Source organism: Psychroflexus salis, assembly GCF_014640175.1.
GTDB classification, from domain to species: domain Bacteria; phylum Bacteroidota; class Bacteroidia; order Flavobacteriales; family Flavobacteriaceae; genus Psychroflexus; species Psychroflexus salis.
The window spans coordinates 169,986-186,313 of sequence record NZ_BMGL01000007.1 but is presented as its reverse complement, the minus strand read 5'-3'; the positions used below and the strand labels follow the sequence as shown (position 1 = coordinate 186,313).

Below are 16,328 nucleotides of genomic sequence, written 5' to 3'. Positions count from 1 at the left end.
TTTAATTTATTTTTCAATAAATTCTTTAACTAAATCATAGGCTTCTTCTAAAGCCTCACTCAATTCGTTATTAACGATGATATGGTCAAATTGCGGAGCTGTAGCTAATTCAATCGAAGCCTTAGCTACACGCATATTTATTTTGTCGTCAGTTTCGGTTTTGCGTTTTTTTAGCCTAATTTTTAATTCTTCTATACTTGGTGGTTTTACAAAAACCGCTAAGGTCTGTTCAGGATAAATTTGTTTAATGTCTAATCCACCGACCACATCGATATCAAAAACCACGTGTTTTCCCATTTCCCAAATGCGTTCTACTTCTGCTTTTAAAGTACCGTAAAAATTATCGCGGTACACTTCTTCCCATTCTAAAAAATCATCATTTTTAATGTGTTGCTTAAATTCTTTTAAGCTCATAAAATAATAATCTTCTCCATGTTTTTCATGCCCGCGTGGTGCGCGCGAAGTTGCCGAAATAGAAAAGTCTAAATCGAGTTCAGGTTTGCTTAATAAATAGTGAACTATGGTGGTTTTACCTGAGCCTGAAGGAGCTGAAAAGACGATGAGTTTACCTTGCTTTTTCATTAGAGTATATTCAGCATTTGTTCTTTAATTTTTTCTAATTCATCCTTCATCTGCACGACTAATTTTTGCATGGGTGCGAAGTTTGATTTACTACCAATGGTATTGATTTCTCTACCCATTTCCTGACTTATAAATCCTAATTTCTTTCCACCAGACTCCTTCGCGTTTAAGGTTTCAATAAAATAACTTAAGTGATTTGCTAAACGAACTTTTTCTTCTGTAATATCGTATTTTTCAATATAAAATACGAGTTCTTGTTCAAATCGGTCTTCGTCTACTTTAGATTTTAAATCTTCTACCGCTGTTTCGAGCTTTGTGCGTAAATTTTGCATGCGTTCAGGGTCAACTTCTATAACTTCTTTTAATAAAAGCTGAAGTTGTTCTATACGGTGTTTAAAATCTTTTTCCATAGCTAAACCTTCATCTTTTCTGTACGAATTTAAATTGATTAAGGCTTCGTTAATTGCATTTTGAATGGCTTTAAATTCAGATTCATCTACTTCTGCAGCATCAGTAGAAACGGCATCGGGTAAGGATAATGCTATTTCTAATAATTTAGCATTTTCTGCACTACTAATGCTAGCCAAATCTCGAAGCTCGTACATATAAGCTTTTACAATTTCGTGATTAATTTTTGTCGAAGTTTCATCGCCAGTAACTTCAACTTGAAGGGTGAAATCTACTTTGCCACGACCAATTTTTTCTGCAATCATTTTTCGCATTACAAGTTCTTTTGCTCGGTATTGCGATGGCATTCGAGTGTTTACATCTAAGTTTTTAGAGTTTAAAGACTTGATTTCTACACTAATTTTTTTGTTGGGGAGTTGAACAGTAGATTTTCCAAAACCCGTCATAGAATGAATCATGAACTATAATTTAAGTCGCAAAGTTAATTGAGTTACAAGGATTAAGCAATGATGTAGTGATTTAAAATTAGTCTACTGCAACAAAAGAGTGAAGCCTGCGCTTCGGCAAGCTCAGCACAACTTGATTTTTAAAATGAGATGTGAAAAATTTTAAAAAAATAAAAAAAGATGTGGTTTTATACTAAAAAGCTGCTTTAATTTCTTCCACTTTCGTTCGGATATAATTGGTAAACAGGGTCGCTCTGCCAAACTTGTTTAGTGTCAATATCCATGATGCTTAAAGCACCTTTAAATGCTGCTCCAGTGTCTATATTCCAAACGTTTTGGAAGTTAACCGGCTCATTAAATCCTATTCGCGTAGTGGGCGTATGACCGATGTAAATTTCTTTAAATAATTTTAATCGGGCTGGATATAAATCGTGATTTTCATCGATTTTAGGATCCATACAAATTACCATTTCCCAAAGTGTTCTATCCCAATACACCACGTGTTTGTACCATTCGTAATCGGGGCCGTGTAAATTGGAAAAACCCGCATGTAAAAATAATTTATTTTGCTCGTTTACATAATAATTTTCTAAATCGTCCATAAATTGAATGTGCAATTTTATGGTACCTTGGTCGATTTCTTGGTAGGCATCTTTTGTACTTTGACCGCCGTGTTGCATCCATTTTTCGTTAGCTTCTCCAGTTTTTAACCAATTGTTTACTAAGGCATCGTGATTTCCTCGAATAAATCGGCAGTTGTAGTCGGCTTTTAACTGAATTAAAAAATTAATTACTTCTGCGGAGTCTGACCATCCATCTACGTAATCTCCTAAAAAAATAAGCTGGTCGTTGGTAGTTGCTGCTGCGCGTTTTAAAATTTGTTGTAGCGCTTTTAAACCACCATGAATATCGCCAATAACTAGGGTTCTATTAGAATTTGCCATAGTTAATTGTACTTGATTTTACGTAAAATTCGCATGTTTTCTTTATATTTTTTGTAAGCAATGGGGTATTTTCTTAAATAAGGTTTTGCTTCTTCTAATTTTGTTAGTGCTTCACTAAATCCATTTAAATGACTAATTAAATATAGGGATGGTAAATTTACTAAGTCTTTTTTTTCTATTTCGTTTAACAGAATTTCTTTTTTTAATTTTTGAAGCAAAACATTTGTTGCATTGTAGTAATGATGTAGTGATTTTGATTCGTAAACAGGTGGTTGAAAAACCAACTGCGATGAAATATCGTAGGACATATTGTTTTTAAATTCAATTTTTACTTTCTCTAAAGGATAGTATTTAAAGCTTTTTTCTAGACCTAGATGCACATATTCTAAAATTTCGAAGTGATTTTTTCCAATTTCAATTTCAACCTCATCGTAATTAGAATAAAAGAGTTTAACTTGTTCATTCACCAATTCAATATTTACTCTAGAGAAGAAGGTTTTATCGTTTTTTTGTTTCTTTTTTCCTGCCCAACACAACACAAAATATTCCTTAAAAACGAAATATTGAGGTTGGTATGCTTCATTTTTTTTCATAAACTCGAAAACACCATCTAAGGTATATTCAATATTATTTTCAGAATGTTTTTCAATAGCTGACACAAAATCTTCATTAGTTGCCTTAATTTCAATATCGAATGCTCTGGGTTTACTTATGCTACCTTCGCGCATAAAGACAGTACCACCATAGTATTTCCAAATGTTTTTTCGCAAGGAACAAATGCTAAAGTTGTTTTTAGGACGAATACTTACTAAACCAATTACTTTATTTTCTGTAAGATGTGGAAATGGTATATTTTCATAAGCCACCAAAGGCGGGTTTTCTAAATAAGCATTTACTAAATTTTGGATCTTAGCATCATCAAAAAAATCGACTCCTACAATATGGTTATCTTCATCTTGAACACCTATTACCAAATAGGCATTGTTGGTAGGATTGCTATTGCTTAAAGAACAGATATGCTTTAAAAATTTAGCTTTCCCTTCTTGTGTAATAATATTCAGTTTCAGCTTTTTATCGTAAAAACTATTCTCGTCGTTATGCGCTAGTAAGTTTTTAATTAAAAGCCGTTTGTTAATCATGTTTATTAACTTATCTTATTTATAACTTACAATGGTATAACACCCAAATATATTTTAAACATTCTGAAAAGCCTGAGATGTATTTAAAATAATAATTAGCTTTAGTTATCAAAAATAAATTATTTTTTAGCTAAAGTTGTTAAAACAAGGCTTAATTGATTGTGAAGAATAATGTACTAATATGCTAATTGGGGAATTTAACTATTTGGGAGAGTACTAATTTTGTCATTTTACATAAAAAAGACTCTTTTAAAATAAAAGAGTCTTTATAAATGAGTTTAAAAAAATGTTTAAAATCGGTATCCTACACCTAGAAGAAAAAATCGATTTTTAAAGTCCGCTTCACCTTCAAAAGTATCAGGTTCGTCTTTATAAGTGTTAGTAAGCCCGTAGTTGTATTTAAGCTCTACAAATCCACCAAAATTGAAATTGTATTCTACTCCTAGACTTAATCCAGCTTCAAACATTTCGAAATCATCAGTAATTTCGATGGTTTCTGAAAAATTGGTATTGCTTACTTCGTATTGTACATCGGCATAAAGTATAACTCCTAAATAAGCTCCTCCCGTTAAAAATAAATTTTCGTTAATGCTCTTTTTGTAAGTAAGTGGTAAATTAATTTGGTTTACATAAACCAAGCCTTTTTCTGAAGCTTCTCCTTCAGTAGTAACTTTATAGTCGGTACCGTTTCTATGGTAAATTAAGCCTAATTCTAATTTATCTTCCGATTTTTTTAGACCAAACTCGGCAAATAAGCCACCATAAAATGAAGCGATAAAGCTGTTATCGATATCTATACTATTCGAACTAAAATCTGCGGTTGCATAATTAAACCCACCTTTAACACCGCTGAATGTTTCTTGTGCAAAGGTGCATGTTGAAAAAACAATTAAGAATGCAATAAAAATATTTTTCATGTTTGTTTAATTTTCCGTAAAAATATCAATTTTTAGGTTTCACTAGCTTTTAAATGGATTTATATTTAAAAGCTTTACTAAAACTTATATCCTAAACCAAGCATGAAAGCGCGGTTTTTAATTTCCAGCGTTTCGCCATCAAATCCTTCTTCGTCAGTTGCAATATCTAATAAACCATAGTTGTATCTTAAATCGAAAAAGATTCCATTTTCTAAATTATATTCAGCTCCTACGGAAAGTCCTAAGTCTAAAGTGTTAAACGCATCACCAACATCTTCAGTTTCTTTAATGGTTCGATCTTCAAAAAAATCGTAGTATTCAACTTCGGCTTCAGCTGCTACAATTATTCCTACATAAGCACCGCCATTAATGTATAAACCATTGGCTGCATTAAATTTAAATAAAGCTGGAATATTAATCTGAGAGATTAAAAAGCTCCCCTTTTCTTCAGCAAAATTATATTTAAACCCATTAGCGTGGTAGCCTAAACCTGTTTGTATTTTATGTTCTGAGTCGGGTAATGAAAATTCAGCAAAGCCTCCCACATAAAAAGAAGTTCTTGAATCAGTATCAACACCAAGAGAAGCTCCACCACTTGAAACTTCGAAATCTACATTGGTTAAATTTAAACCTCCACGAATACCATATTTAACAGTTTGAGCTATGCTAGATGTTGCTATGAGTAATACAATTAAGAGTATTGTTTTTTTCATTATTTTGTTTTTTAAAATTTACATAAAGATAAACTATCCAAAGAAAAATCAGCTACCCGTTAACGGGTATTTTCAGTCAAAAAATGTTAAGTTATTTATAGCTTTTCTACACCCATATTGTAAAAGGTAAATGCAAAAATATCGGCATATTCTTCAATAATTTTTGAAGTAGGTTTTCCCGCACCATGTCCAGCATCGGTTTCAATACGAATTAAGGTTGGATTGTTTCCTGTTTGTTTACTTTGTAAAGCAGCAGCAAACTTAAAACTGTGCGCTGGCACAACGCGGTCGTCATGATCGCCTGTGGTTACTAAGGTTGCTGGGTATTCAACATCTTCTTTTACATTGTGAACTGGCGAATAATTAAGTAAGTATTCAAACATTTCAGGACTATCTGCAGATGTTCCATAATCGTAAGCCCAACCAGCACCCGAGGTAAATGTATGGTAACGCAACATGTCTAAAACACCAACTGCGGGTAGCGCCACTTGAAATAATTCTGGACGTTGCGTCATACAAGCTCCAACTAACAAGCCTCCATTGGAGCCACCACGAATGGCTAATTTTTCTGATGAAGTGTATTTTTCATCGATTAAAAATTCCGCTGCAGCGATAAAATCGTCAAACACATTTTGCTTTTTCATTTTTGTTCCTGCATTGTGCCAATCTTTTCCATATTCGCCACCACCGCGTAAGTTAGCAACGGCGTAAACTCCGCCATTTTCTAACCATGCTACATTAGCCGTGCTAAATGAAGGAGTTAACGAAATATTGAAACCGCCATATCCATAGAGCATGGTTAGATTTTTACCGTTGAGTTCGACTCCTTTTTTGTGGGTAATAATCATCGGCACTTTCGTACCGTCTTTTGATGTGTAAAATACCTGCTTGCTTTCGTAGGCTTCAGGATTAAAATCAATTTCTGGCTGAATGTATAATTCAGAATTTCCAGATTCTATTTCGTATTTGTAAATGCTGCCTGGTGTGGTATAGTTGGTAAAGGAGAAATACAATTCGGTTTCTTCATCTTTTGCACCAAAGCCTCCAGCAGAACCTACTCCTGGTAATTCTACTGTACGTACTAATTTTCCTTGTTTATCAAATTGCTTTACTTGCGAAACAGCATCGACTATATAATTTGCAAAAAAATAGCCGCCAGCGGTAGATGGCGATAAAACATGTTCGGTTTCAGGAATAAAATCTACCCAATTTTCTGGGGTGGGATTGTTTGCACTTACCTGAACTACTTTTTTGTTAGGCGCATCTAAATCGGTTACTAAAAAAAGTTTATCTTCTTCATTATCCAACACATACACATCATTGTCGTAATGCGTTATAACAGCAACTAAATCTGCATCTTTTTGGGTTAAATCTTTAATAAACAACCGATTTCCTGAAGTAGATTTTGAAGCAGAAATGATTAAATACCGATTGTCTTCGGTTACACTTCCACCAACATAACGATGTTTTTCTTCTGGAAGAGCGCCATAAATAACAGGGTCTTCTTTTTGGGGTGTTCCTAATTTATGATAGTATAATTTATGTTGATCTGTTTTTGCTGAAAGTTCGCTTCCTTCGGGTTTATCGTAACTTGAATAATAAAAACCTTCATCCTTAAACCAAGAAACACCACTAAATTTTACATCTACTAAAGTGTCTTCTTTTTGTGTACGTGTTTCTGCATCGATAACAATTATTTTTCGCCAATCGCTTCCACCCTCAGAAATAGAATAGGCTGCGGTTTTTCCATCTTTAGTAAAGCTTAAACCAGCCAAAGAAGTAGTTCCGTCTTTACTAAACTCGTTAGGATTCAAAAACACCTTGGCATTTTCAATATTTCCATCGTTTGGATAACGGTACAAAACGGACTGATTTTGGAGTCCGTCGTTTTTATAAAAATAGGTGTAATCGCCACGTTTAAAAGGAGCGCTTACTTTTTCGTAATTCCAAATTTCGGTAAGTCGTTTTTCAAGTTGTTCCCGATAAGGGATTTTACTAAGGTAATCGAAAGTTACTTTGTTTTGAGCTTTTACCCAAGCCTCGGTTTCTTCGCTACGGTCGTCTTCCAACCAACGATAGGGATCTTTCACTTCTCGATCAAAATAGGTGTCGACGGTTTCATCCATTCGTGTTTCGGGATATAGCATAGTTTGGGGTTCTTGTTTATCGATACTGCAAGCCATTAAAACAGAAGCAGTAATTGCTAACATTAAATAATTTTTCATAGAAATAAAATTTTAGTAAAAATATAGAATTAGATTAAGATGGGTTGGCTATTTTAATGCATATTTACTATAAGTTTGTAAAATTTTATGGAAAACACAATTCTATTTTTACTTCTTTTTTCTATTCAGATATTCTTTGCTCAGCAAAATAAAACTGCATTTGAAGTACACCAAATGTTATACTACGAAAATGAAAACTGCTCAAAAGATAATTTTCAGAATAAATACCATGTAATTTATCAAAACTTTTATAATGAAACTAAGTATGCATTTTATAACCTGAACTCCTTTAGTGATGAAAAAATAATTTTATACCTAGTTAATCAGCATAAGGTAATTGATTATGAGCTATTTGCTTTAAGTCAATTTAATGCTGCATCTGTAGTAGAATTGTTGATTACTGATATGAAAAGTATAAACGATGTTGAGCATTTGCCCAAAAACAATAGTAAGTTAAGTTATTTAAAAAAAGAGAATGTAATTAGAGATCACCGCATGTTAAATGCTTATACATTTAAAGTGAAAAACTTTTCTAGAGCTAAACAAATAATCTATTATATTGACCACAGTAGCAGCGGAGTTACTTTTAGTTTTCACGAAGGATTTTATGAAGAAATGCGCAAAGAAGGTTTCCCGCTATTAGGAAATATGGTTCAACGAGATGAGATAGACCACAACGGAAATGTTTGTACTTATACTTTAAAGAGTATACAAAAACCCAATAAAAAGTTTATGATTTTACTAGAGTGATTTTAGTAAAATGTATATAAGATGAAGTTAATCTTCATTAATAAATAGAGAATACACCTTTAATGAAGGTTAAAACTTTAAAGCAACAAACTAAAGTTGAAAATTGATACAAGTATAATTTTATAAGCTATCAATTTAAATGAAGTCATGCAATTAGAATTTGAACTTTACACACTCCCCATTTCTAATTTTTTAAAAACCCGCAGAGCATTTCCATCTGTCATAGAAGCGATGAGCGAACAAATTTCTAACAGTATTTGATAGGTCGACATCTTTTCAAAATCATACTCACTTAAAAAACTTTTAATAATTAATTTATCGTAGTTGTTTTCGTTTCCATTTTTGTAGTTGATTGCAGCAGAAATAAAGGTGTTTAATAGGGTAGATAAAATTTTATATCCCGAAATTTCCTTTTCTAAGACCTCACGACTTTGGTATATTTTTTTGATGCTGATATCTATAATATCGTTTATTTGTGCTTTATATTTAGAGGCATCAAGCAAAGCTTGATGAAACTCACCTTTTAAAATAGCATCTTCATTTTCTAGGAAAATACGCACAGCTTCGTCAATTAACGATCCAATTGCCAAGGAACGCAAATAATTCATTCGATCTTTGGTGTGTTTTAATTGGCTGTATTTTTCTGTATTAATGCGTTGAGCTATAATTTTAGAAAGGTATTCTAAAGCCTTATCTTCTTCAATTAAACCTAGATTAATACCATCTTCAAAATCGATTACCGTGTAACAAATATCGTCTGCAGCTTCCACCAAAAATGCAAGCGGATGGCGCGCATAGCGTTTTTCTTCTCCCTTTGCAGATGTTACAAGCATACCGAGTTCGCTGGCTACTTCATTAAAAAAATGAGCCTGTTCTTGGAAATATCCAAACTTTTTATCGGCTATTTTTTTAGTGGGTTTGTATGGTAGGCTAGCTTTGGGATATTTAGTAAATGCACCTAAAGTTGCATACGAAATTCTCAATCCACCGGGAGCGCCTTCTTTGTCTTCGGTTAGTAATTTAAAACCATTGGCATTACCTTCAAAATGGGTTAAGTCTTGCCATTGAGAAAGCGTAAGTTTGTCTTTATAAATTTGGCCTTTACCTGTTGTAAAAAACTCGCCAATAGCCTTTTCTCCTGAATGTCCGAAGGGTGGATTTCCGATATCGTGTGCCAGGGCAGCAGCAGCTACAATCGCGCCAAAATCGTGATAGTGATAGCCATGCGTTGCCGATAAATGTGGGTGTTTATGCAACAATTGCTGCCCTACTTTTCTGCCTAACGAACGCCCAACTACCGAAACTTCTAAGGAATGGGTTAAGCGAGTATGCACGAAATCGGTTTTACTTAAGGGAATAACTTGAGTTTTGTCTTGCAAGCTCCTAAACGCAGAAGAAAAAATTATACGATCGTAATCTACTTCGAATCCTAAACGTGTTTCGTCTTGTTCCTTTCGGAGTCTTTTATTTCTGTCGCCTTGCTTTCTTAAAGACAAAAGTTGTTCCCACTGCATCATAAGCTTAAAATTTGATTTCAAAAGTAGCGAAAATTGATTAACGAGTGAACTTGCTAATCTGTTAATAATCTAATGTAATAATGTGAAAATATACATTCATATTAATAAGCTTCTTCCCTATGAGAGAAGACGGGAGATGGGTGTGTTTTTAGAAGAAAAACTAGATTGATATGAAATATGGCATTTTGTGAATTCAAAGTGAAAAGCGATGTTGGAAGCTCTACAATTGTAATTACATCTTGGCAATTTTGTATGAAATTAGAATTTATCTCTAGCCCTGATTGTAGTGGAAAACCCGCAAAGTTTGAAGCTTGCAAAACACAAGTACCAAAGCGACCAGCGGGAGCTCTTGGTACACCGATGTTTTGTAGGATGAAAACTGCGGACTTGAAACGAAAAGCAGGTTCCTGGCTTTAAAAACAATTGGGCGAAACACAAACAAAAGCTAAATGTATGGAAGTAGAAAGGTTGAAGTTTTTTATCTCTACTTAAAAGCTTACTTTTGCATGTTTTTTGAATTGAAATAGTCTACATGGATCCATTTTTTATAAAAGCTATACAATTATTGTTGAGCTTGTCGTTATTGATTGTCTTACACGAATTAGGACACTTTATTCCCGCTAAATTATTTAAAACACGCGTTGAAAAATTTTACTTGTTTTTTGATGTGAAATTTTCTTTGTTTAAGAAAAAAATTGGCGATACCGTGTATGGGATTGGTTGGTTACCACTAGGCGGCTACGTTAAAATTGCTGGAATGATCGATGAAAGCATGGACAAGGAGCAAATGGCTAAACCACCGCAACCTTGGGAGTTTAGAAGCAAACCAGCTTGGCAGCGTCTTATTATTATGTTGGGCGGTGTTACCGTAAACATTGTATTGGGTTTTTTAATTTATATGATGGTATTGTTTGTTTGGGGACAAAATTATGTGAGCCCAAATAGCTTGTCTGAAGGTTTTACAGTTTCGCCAATTATGGAAGATTTAGGCTTTGAAGATGGCGACCAAATTATTAAAGTTAACGGAAAAGAATTTGAAAATCCGATAGATATTAATCGGCATTTACTACTCAGAAATATTCAGGAAATTTCTGTTTTACGAGATGGCAATTACACTACTATTGCTCTTCCTGAAAATATTGGTATGCAATTGTTTGAAGCTGGTGAAATTGAAATGGCCTTTTTTCCTATAATTAAACCGAAAATTGATAGTGTCTTGACCGATAGTCCTGCTGGAAAAGCCGGCTTGGCAAAAGGTGATGTAATTTATGAATTAAATGGTGAAGAAATTTTAAACCAAGTAAGTTTAAGCCAATTGATGCAAGACAACGGTAATGCTACGGTAGAATTTAAAATTGCTCGCAATGGCAACTTTAAGACTTTAAGTATTACTCCTAATGAAGATGATAAAATTGGTATTATTTATGGAAGCAACCTTAAAGTAGAAACTAAAACTTATGGTTTTGCTGAAAGTATTACTGCTGGTTTTGATTATGGTTACTGGACCTTGAAAGATTATATTACTCAATTTAAATATGTATTTACTGAAAAAGGCGCAACCCAAGTTGGTGGTTTTGGAGCCATAGGAAGCTTATTTCCAAGTGGTTGGGATTGGCAAGGTTTCTGGATGGCAACGGCTTTAATTTCAATAATTTTAGCTTTTATGAACATCTTACCCATTCCCGCATTAGATGGTGGACACGTGATGTTTTTATTATACGAAATGATTAGTGGTAGAAAACCCAACGAAAAGGTTATGGAATATGCCCAAATGGTAGGCTTTTTCTTATTAATTGCTTTGGTATTATTTGCAAACGGCAATGATGTGTACCGTTGGCTATTTGAATAAAATTATTTTTACTTTTTTTACATGAAAATATTTTGCGAAATTAAAATTAGCTTTATATTTGCATCCGCCTAGTAAAATAAGTAAAAACAATCCCCCTTAGCTCAGTTGGTTAGAGCATCTGACTGTTAATCAGAGGGTCCAAAGTTCGAGTCTTTGAGGGGGAGCAAATTAATCCTGATACGCAAGTATCGGGATTTTTTGTTTTTAATAAGTTTCAATTGAAATTTCTCAAATACTGCGCTATTACTGCAATTACAATTTTTAAAAGTAAGTTGTTAGCTTGTTTACTTTTTTATAGTGTTTTCTTGCCCCCCCCTTTTTTAACATAAAAATTAGTATTACGAGGTACACAATTCGGTAACCAACTAATTTTTTCGAGGTACACTACTTGAGATACTATGGATAAAGGAAAAACACTATTTGCCCAGAATTGTATGCCAATTGTTTAACTAAAATAATTGGAAGTATGAGTCAAAATGAAATGAGTATTAGGTTTATCATGATTAAATCTAAAAAAAACAAGCAGAATTTGTGTCCTATATTTTGTAGAATTACACACCAAGGCAATCGTGCACAATTCTCAACAGGCATATTTATCAAGCCACATGAATGGATGCCATCTAAACAAATAAGTAGTAATCATTCTGGGAGTATTAATTCAGAACTTGAGTTAATTAAAAATAAGCTTGATAGAATTGTGTTGCAATTAAAAGTTCAGGAAAACTTTTTCACAGCTCAAGATATTATTGATAAATATAAAGGGAAGGTTTTCAAAAAAGAACACTCACTTTTAAAGTATTTAGACGAGTATTTAGAGAAAAAAAGAAAACTGATAGGTAAAGATATAAAGCAGATTACCTTTAATAAATTTAAGTATGTTTTCGATCATGTGAAAGAGTTCGTCAATTCCTATCTAAAGAAGAAAGATATCCCACTAAAAGATTTAAACACAACTTTTATTAATGAATTTGAGTACTTCTTAAAGGTTAAAAAAAACAACCAGCAAATCACTATAAATAAGTCACTACAACGCTTTAAAGAGCCCATTAAAAACGCAGTAATTGATGGATATTTGGAAGTAGATCCTTTTGTTAATCACAGACCTAAAAAAGTCAAAAAAAGCATTGTTTTTTTAAACGAAGAAGAGTTAAATAATCTTGAGAACTGTAAATTACAGCAACCAAGATTGGCTAAAGTTAGGGACATGTTTGTATTCTGCTGTTATACTGGCTTAGCTTATTCGGAAATGAAAAACCTTAAACACTCTAATTTAGAAAAAGGGTTTGATAAAAAAATTTGGATAAAAACAGTTAGACAAAAAACTCAGCGAGAAGTATTTATTCCACTTCTACCAAAAGCAAAGTCAATAATTGATAAATATATTACTGACGGTGAATATATTTTGCCAACAATATCAAATCAAAGATTTAATTCATATCTCAAGGAGATTGCTGATATAGTTGGAATTGAAAAAAGACTTACCCATCATATTGCACGAAAAACATTTGCAACTACTGTCTTGCTTTATAATAATGTGCCAATAGAAATAGTAAGTGAGCTTTTAGGACACTCTAGTATTAAAACTACTCAGGATTCTTATGGAAAAGTTTTGAAACAGAGCGTGAGTAGAGAGATGCGTAAATTAATGGAAAATTTGAAAAATTAATTATCATCGAAAATAAGGACTTTAGGTGATATTCCTAATGTTTCACATATCTTGTAAAGGTTGACAACAGAAGTATTTATTAAACCTCTCTCAATTCTGCTAATTTGAGAAATTTCTACATTTAGTTCAGAAGCAAGTTGAGCCTGAGTGAAACCATTCAAAACTCTATGCTTTCTAAGTCTGTTACCAAAATTTTTAAGGAATTCTTTGTTTGAAATATTTGCCACAAAACAAAATACCGTAACAATTAATGATACTATATAAGCATATATGCTTATATTTGTTAAAATTTATCATTAATTATGTCATTTTTAATTTGAAATAAATCGGATAAAAATTCTTGATTTTAGATGGGAAAAATAATTTTTATGGAAAATACTCTTTTGGTAAGTACTATATCGACCCATTTAGAAACAAGCTAAACAAGAAATGACAAAATAAATTTAATTAATCTATAGTATAAAAAAACCAATGCTTAAAACTTTAATAAAACAGGGATGCTGAAAACTGATTCAGAGTAAGCAAATTAAAATCTAAATAAAATGAAAAAATTATTATTCTTGCTAGTATTTACCTTTATTACGACTTTATGTTCTTCACAGCAAATTAGCTATTCAAAGGACTATAATGGAAATACAATTGCAAAAGATCAATATGGGAACATAGTAGCAACAGGTTCAGAAGACTTCAACGGGAACTTCGTATGGAAAGACAAATACGGAAATGTTATTAAAACAGAATCAAAAGACTTTAATGGGAATAAGGTTTCAAAAGATAATTATGGTAATACCCAAAGCACACAATCGACTGATTTTAATGGTAATGAGGTTGTTAAGGATAAATATGGAAATATTTTATACACTTTATCTAAAGACTTTAACGGCAATATTGTAAAGAAGGACGAATACGGAAATATTTTAGGCACTTATAAAAAAGACTATAATGGTAAATTAGTTTACTATCCGAACAAATACTGAAAAGGCTATTAACTGTACAATAGCAACCAATAAAACTACTAATAAAACTAATAAAATGAAAAAATCAATATTAATCTTTCTAATATTTCCAATATTAAATTATTCTCAGACAGTCAATCAAAATACAAATATAGAACCTAGTCAATACAAATCTAGATCTCTAAATGAGATGATGAATGTTGCTAAACAAGCAAAAGAGAATCAAGATTATCAAGATCGAAATTCTGCTCGCTTCAGTAGGTTAATTGATAAGATAGTAAATCATGCAAATAGTGTTAGTGATGAAAACTTGAGAGACGAAATACTATATGTTTTTGAGAAAAGGTATAGAGATTTTATTTCCAATTACGATGATAGGGTCTTTATGAGTGAAAATAAAACTACAGAATTTTTGAATGAAATTATTAGTATTTATAATCAAGTTCAAGAAGAAATTGGTAATAAATATATTAGAGAAAAATCTGGTGATGCCATGTTTACGACCTTCATTAAACAAGAAGCAATAAAACCAAAACTTAGAAACAAACCTACTGTTAAAGCGGATGTGATATATGAGCCAAATGACGGAGAAAAAGTTCAGGTCTTAAAAAAGGTATCTGATCATTACTACAAAGTTAAGATTAAAGATTATACTGGATTTATATCAAAGGCTTTTTTAATTATTGATTAATTATGAATTACTTATATAGAAATTTGGGTTAACATATTACCCATCTTACAAACAATTAAAGGTAGAGATTTTATCTCTGCCTTTTTTTTTGAGTAAGCTTTGAATTTTTTTTTCAGAATTTTTTCAGAATTTTTTTTTAAACGGTTATGCTCTATAATTAACTATCAACCCCCACTCTTTTTGAGTTTTGGGGATATACCCCTTATTGTTTAATCTAAAAAATTTATAAAACTATGGTTAAAATTGTAGATTATGTTGTAAACGAAAACAACAAAGGAGAAGAGTTTTGTTCACTAATTGTTCAAGGTGGAGTTGAAAAAGTAACTAGTAAAGAAACAGGAAGAAGCTATTTAACGGTAAGAAAAGCTAGGGTAGCATGTACTTTTGATGAAATAACTTGTAAAGGTTTAGTGGGTACGGAGTTACCTGGTGAAGTTAGTAAAGTTCAAGTTGAACCTTACGAGTATATTGTGCCTAGTACAGGTGAAGTTATCGAAATGAATTACAGTTGGCGCTACCTAGACGAAGAAGATGCAGTAATTAAAGATCAAGTTGTAGAACAGCAATCAGTTGCTTAGAACTTGCAAAGGGAATTCTTAAATGAGTTCCCTTTTTTTAATTAATAATCAAGATTACACTTTATAATTTTTAAAATGATAACCCTTAATATTTAACTATGGAATTACAAAAAGCAAAAAGACATCAAGTCAAACTAAGAGTAGGTTTAAGTGGAGCAAGTGGTTTTGGAAAATCGTACAGTGCATTGCTTTTGGCATATGGTATGACAAATGACTGGTCTAAAATAGCAATAATTGATACTGAAAACAACAGCGCCAACTTATATGCACATCTAGGAGATTTTAATGTTTTAAGTATCAGAGAGCCATTTAGTCCTGAAAGATATATTAAAGCAATAGAAACCTGTGAGAAAGCAGGTATGAAAGTAATAATTGTAGATAGCATTACACACGAGTGGTCTGGTAAGGGTGGATGTTTAGAAATACATGAAAAACTAGGTGGTAGATTTCAAGATTGGGCTAAAGTTACACCACTTCACAATTCTTTTATAGATAAAATTATTAATTCTAAGGCTCATTTAATTACTACAGTTAGAAGAAAAATAGACTACTCACTAGATTCTAATATGGGTGGAAAAACTAGAGTAATTAAACATGGAACTAAAGAAGTTACCAGAGAAGGCTATGAATATGAGCTTACGGTAAATTTTGAATTGATTAATGACAATCATTTAGCTAAGGCATCCAAGGATAGAACAGGTTTATTTATGAATCAGCCAGAGTTTGTAATCAATCAATCAACAGGTAAAAAATTAATTGAATGGTGCAGTGAAGGAATTTCTCTTGAAGATGTAGAAAATGAAATAGATACTTGTAAAACTCTAGAAGAACTTAGAAGTATTTACAAAAAATATTCAGGATTAAGATCCCAAATACAGCCATTTATTATGGAGAAAAAAAATGAAATAGAACAAATTGTAGAACAAGGTCAAATTGTAAAATAACTA

17 protein-coding genes and 1 tRNA gene are annotated in these 16,328 nt (G+C 32.3%); 9 read left to right on the top strand and 9 right to left on the bottom strand.

Translation table 11 applies throughout. From position 1 onward, the window contains the following. Window positions 1–6 precede the first annotated feature (6 nt). The 7 genes from gmk to IEV63_RS07345 all read right to left on the bottom strand — a co-directional run bounded on the left by gmk (window position 7) and on the right by IEV63_RS07345 (window position 7,374). Entirely contained in the window at window positions 7–582 is a 576-nt protein-coding gene (gene gmk / locus IEV63_RS07375) for a guanylate kinase (RefSeq protein ID WP_188406154.1), read from the bottom strand. Beyond that, window positions 582–1,448 carry a YicC/YloC family endoribonuclease gene (locus tag IEV63_RS07370; RefSeq protein ID WP_188406153.1) on the bottom strand — a complete coding sequence of 289 codons (867 nt, stop codon included), beginning with the start codon at window positions 1,446–1,448 and terminating at the stop codon, window positions 582–584. Before IEV63_RS07370 ends, gmk begins: the two co-directional genes overlap by 1 nt. A 194-nt stretch (window positions 1,449–1,642) precedes the next feature. After that, window positions 1,643–2,380 (bottom strand): metallophosphoesterase family protein, encoded by a 738-nt coding sequence (locus tag IEV63_RS07365; protein WP_188406152.1) that lies wholly within the window; start codon window positions 2,378–2,380, stop codon window positions 1,643–1,645. 2 nt (window positions 2,381–2,382) lie between these two features. Then, a complete protein-coding gene (locus IEV63_RS07360; RefSeq protein ID WP_188406151.1) occupies window positions 2,383–3,519 on the bottom strand; it encodes an ATP-binding protein in 1,137 nt (378 codons plus the stop codon). Window positions 3,520–3,809: 290 nt separating this feature from the next. Next, the gene (locus tag IEV63_RS07355; protein ID WP_188406150.1) at window positions 3,810–4,436 is read right to left on the bottom strand and encodes a porin family protein; all 627 of its coding nucleotides are present in this window, start codon (window positions 4,434–4,436) and stop codon (window positions 3,810–3,812) included. 77 nt (window positions 4,437–4,513) lie between these two features. Continuing rightward, window positions 4,514–5,149 carry a porin family protein gene (locus IEV63_RS07350; RefSeq protein ID WP_188406149.1) on the bottom strand — a complete coding sequence of 212 codons (636 nt, stop codon included), beginning with the start codon at window positions 5,147–5,149 and terminating at the stop codon, window positions 4,514–4,516. A 95-nt stretch (window positions 5,150–5,244) separates the two neighbouring features. Next, window positions 5,245–7,374 (bottom strand): prolyl oligopeptidase family serine peptidase, encoded by a 2,130-nt coding sequence (locus IEV63_RS07345; RefSeq protein ID WP_188406148.1) that lies wholly within the window; start codon window positions 7,372–7,374, stop codon window positions 5,245–5,247. Between the two features lie 87 nt (window positions 7,375–7,461). On the opposite strand from IEV63_RS07345, the gene IEV63_RS07340 reads away from it, so the two are divergent. Further along, complete coding sequence (locus IEV63_RS07340) at window positions 7,462–8,124, top strand: hypothetical protein (RefSeq protein WP_188406147.1); 663 nt, start codon at window positions 7,462–7,464, stop codon at window positions 8,122–8,124. Between the two features lie 167 nt (window positions 8,125–8,291). Here IEV63_RS07340 and IEV63_RS07335 read toward each other — a convergent pair whose 3' ends face one another. Continuing rightward, the gene (locus IEV63_RS07335; RefSeq protein WP_188406146.1) at window positions 8,292–9,641 is read right to left on the bottom strand and encodes a deoxyguanosinetriphosphate triphosphohydrolase; all 1,350 of its coding nucleotides are present in this window, start codon (window positions 9,639–9,641) and stop codon (window positions 8,292–8,294) included. A gap of 177 nt (window positions 9,642–9,818) precedes the next feature. Between IEV63_RS07335 and IEV63_RS07330 the strand changes: the two genes are divergently transcribed. From IEV63_RS07330 to IEV63_RS07315, 4 genes are all read left to right on the top strand, one after another. After that, window positions 9,819–10,058: a hypothetical protein gene (locus IEV63_RS07330; RefSeq protein WP_188406145.1), complete on the top strand. Its 240-nt coding sequence runs from the start codon at window positions 9,819–9,821 to the stop codon at window positions 10,056–10,058. Window positions 10,059–10,173: 115 nt separating this feature from the next. Then, a complete protein-coding gene (rseP, locus tag IEV63_RS07325) occupies window positions 10,174–11,490 on the top strand; it encodes an RIP metalloprotease RseP (RefSeq protein WP_188406144.1) in 1,317 nt (438 codons plus the stop codon). A gap of 90 nt (window positions 11,491–11,580) precedes the next feature. Next, window positions 11,581–11,654, top strand: a tRNA-Asn gene (locus tag IEV63_RS07320). Window positions 11,655–11,956: 302 nt separating this feature from the next. Next, window positions 11,957–13,156 carry a site-specific integrase gene (locus IEV63_RS07315; RefSeq protein WP_188406143.1) on the top strand — a complete coding sequence of 400 codons (1,200 nt, stop codon included), beginning with the start codon at window positions 11,957–11,959 and terminating at the stop codon, window positions 13,154–13,156. Here IEV63_RS07315 and IEV63_RS13130 read toward each other — a convergent pair. Then, window positions 13,153–13,383: a helix-turn-helix domain-containing protein gene (locus tag IEV63_RS13130; protein WP_188406142.1), complete on the bottom strand. Its 231-nt coding sequence runs from the start codon at window positions 13,381–13,383 to the stop codon at window positions 13,153–13,155. The two genes, IEV63_RS07315 and IEV63_RS13130, sit on opposite strands and share 4 nt — an antisense overlap. Before the next feature lie 333 nt (window positions 13,384–13,716). Between IEV63_RS13130 and IEV63_RS07305 the strand changes: the two genes are divergently transcribed. The 4 genes from IEV63_RS07305 to IEV63_RS07290 all read left to right on the top strand — a co-directional run bounded on the left by IEV63_RS07305 (window position 13,717) and on the right by IEV63_RS07290 (window position 16,325). Then, entirely contained in the window at window positions 13,717–14,133 is a 417-nt protein-coding gene (locus IEV63_RS07305) for a hypothetical protein (protein ID WP_188406141.1), read from the top strand. A gap of 55 nt (window positions 14,134–14,188) precedes the next feature. Then, on the top strand, window positions 14,189–14,803 hold the full coding sequence (locus IEV63_RS07300; RefSeq protein WP_188406140.1) for an SH3 domain-containing protein: 615 nt from the start codon (window positions 14,189–14,191) through the stop codon (window positions 14,801–14,803). 233 nt (window positions 14,804–15,036) lie between these two features. Then, window positions 15,037–15,381 carry a hypothetical protein gene (locus tag IEV63_RS07295; protein WP_188406139.1) on the top strand — a complete coding sequence of 115 codons (345 nt, stop codon included), beginning with the start codon at window positions 15,037–15,039 and terminating at the stop codon, window positions 15,379–15,381. A 98-nt stretch (window positions 15,382–15,479) separates the two neighbouring features. Continuing rightward, on the top strand, window positions 15,480–16,325 hold the full coding sequence (locus IEV63_RS07290) for an AAA family ATPase (RefSeq protein ID WP_188406138.1): 846 nt from the start codon (window positions 15,480–15,482) through the stop codon (window positions 16,323–16,325). The last annotated feature ends 3 nt before the right edge of the window (window positions 16,326–16,328 follow it).

What these genes read in the sequence shown, in the direction of transcription:
- gmk (WP_188406154.1), bottom strand. Translation starts at nt 582, where the DNA reads ATGAAAAAGCAAGGTAAACTCATCGTCTTTTCAGCTCCTTCAGGCTCA.
- IEV63_RS07370 (WP_188406153.1), bottom strand. Translation starts at nt 1,448, where the DNA reads ATGATTCATTCTATGACGGGTTTTGGAAAATCTACTGTTCAACTCCCC.
- IEV63_RS07365 (WP_188406152.1), bottom strand. Translation starts at nt 2,380, where the DNA reads ATGGCAAATTCTAATAGAACCCTAGTTATTGGCGATATTCATGGTGGT.
- IEV63_RS07360 (WP_188406151.1), bottom strand. Translation starts at nt 3,519, where the DNA reads ATGATTAACAAACGGCTTTTAATTAAAAACTTACTAGCGCATAACGAC.
- IEV63_RS07355 (WP_188406150.1), bottom strand. Translation starts at nt 4,436, where the DNA reads ATGAAAAATATTTTTATTGCATTCTTAATTGTTTTTTCAACATGCACC.
- IEV63_RS07350 (WP_188406149.1), bottom strand. Translation starts at nt 5,149, where the DNA reads ATGAAAAAAACAATACTCTTAATTGTATTACTCATAGCAACATCTAGC.
- IEV63_RS07345 (WP_188406148.1), bottom strand. Translation starts at nt 7,374, where the DNA reads ATGAAAAATTATTTAATGTTAGCAATTACTGCTTCTGTTTTAATGGCT.
- IEV63_RS07340 (WP_188406147.1), top strand. Translation starts at nt 7,462, where the DNA reads ATGGAAAACACAATTCTATTTTTACTTCTTTTTTCTATTCAGATATTC.
- IEV63_RS07335 (WP_188406146.1), bottom strand. Translation starts at nt 9,641, where the DNA reads ATGATGCAGTGGGAACAACTTTTGTCTTTAAGAAAGCAAGGCGACAGA.
- IEV63_RS07330 (WP_188406145.1), top strand. Translation starts at nt 9,819, where the DNA reads ATGGCATTTTGTGAATTCAAAGTGAAAAGCGATGTTGGAAGCTCTACA.
- rseP (WP_188406144.1), top strand. Translation starts at nt 10,174, where the DNA reads ATGGATCCATTTTTTATAAAAGCTATACAATTATTGTTGAGCTTGTCG.
- IEV63_RS07315 (WP_188406143.1), top strand. Translation starts at nt 11,957, where the DNA reads ATGAGTCAAAATGAAATGAGTATTAGGTTTATCATGATTAAATCTAAA.
- IEV63_RS07300 (WP_188406140.1), top strand. Translation starts at nt 14,189, where the DNA reads ATGAAAAAATCAATATTAATCTTTCTAATATTTCCAATATTAAATTAT.
- IEV63_RS07295 (WP_188406139.1), top strand. Translation starts at nt 15,037, where the DNA reads ATGGTTAAAATTGTAGATTATGTTGTAAACGAAAACAACAAAGGAGAA.
- IEV63_RS07290 (WP_188406138.1), top strand. Translation starts at nt 15,480, where the DNA reads ATGGAATTACAAAAAGCAAAAAGACATCAAGTCAAACTAAGAGTAGGT.